Source organism: Nocardioides sp. (genome assembly GCF_024509035.1).
In the GTDB taxonomy this organism is placed as follows: Bacteria; Actinomycetota; Actinomycetes; order Propionibacteriales; family Nocardioidaceae; genus Nocardioides.
The window spans coordinates 16,615-17,393 of record NZ_JANINT010000427.1; the positions used below are offsets into that span (position 1 = coordinate 16,615).

The window sequence follows — 779 nt, forward strand, 5'->3', positions numbered from 1 at the left end:
CTCGTCGTTTCAGAACTGAGTTGGCGGCTCGGAGTGCCTACCCGTGCTCGAGGCACTCGCTGATTACGATGCGGCATGACCTAGGAGGCCGCGGTGTCTGTACTCGCATTTGTCCGGATCGAGAACTTCCGGTCGATCCGATCCGTGACAATGAGCGATTTGGGCGACTACGTGCCGATCGTGGGCCTGAACAGCGCAGGCAAGTCGAACGTGCTCCGTGCACTGAACCTGTTCTTCACTGGCAGCGTCGACGAGTCCGGCGACCCGCTCGACTTCGTGGCCGACTACAGCAGCCATGCGCCGTCCGGCAAGAAGAAGGAAGTCGCGGTAACTGTCGGCATCCGCCTGGGGCCCGCTTTCAAGGTGCCCAGACAGAAGGACTTCGAGGCTCAGCACGGCCTGACTGACGTGGTCTATATTCGCCGCCAGTGGAACCTGGCGCTGGACAATGTCTCGCCGCTCGACTCGTTCAAGTTCGGGGCCGACGTAAATTCGTTGGCGCCGGCCGCCCCCGACGAGGTCGGTGCCATCTTGGCCTACATCCGAGCGGTCAGATTCGTGTACGTCCCCAATCACGCACGGCCTGCGGACTTGATCCGTCAAGAACTAGCTCCTCTTCAAGCGACGCTCGTGCAGCGCCTTCGCTCTACGGCCGTGTATCGCAACATGGCGGTGAACGACCTCCTCCAGGAACTGGGCACGATCGGTGACCGCATGTTCGGAGGGGTCTCTGATCGATTAAGCGCGGGTCTCCCTGGTACGACCATCTCCGCGAATCT

At 61.4% G+C, this 779-nt stretch carries 1 protein-coding gene; it reads left to right on the forward strand.

The genetic code is table 11. The features are described from left to right. Nucleotides 1–93: 93 nt before the first annotated feature. Nucleotides 94–779 (forward strand): AAA family ATPase (locus Q0L15_RS23075; protein ID WP_296607195.1); only part of this gene is annotated, 686 nt, incomplete at its 3' end.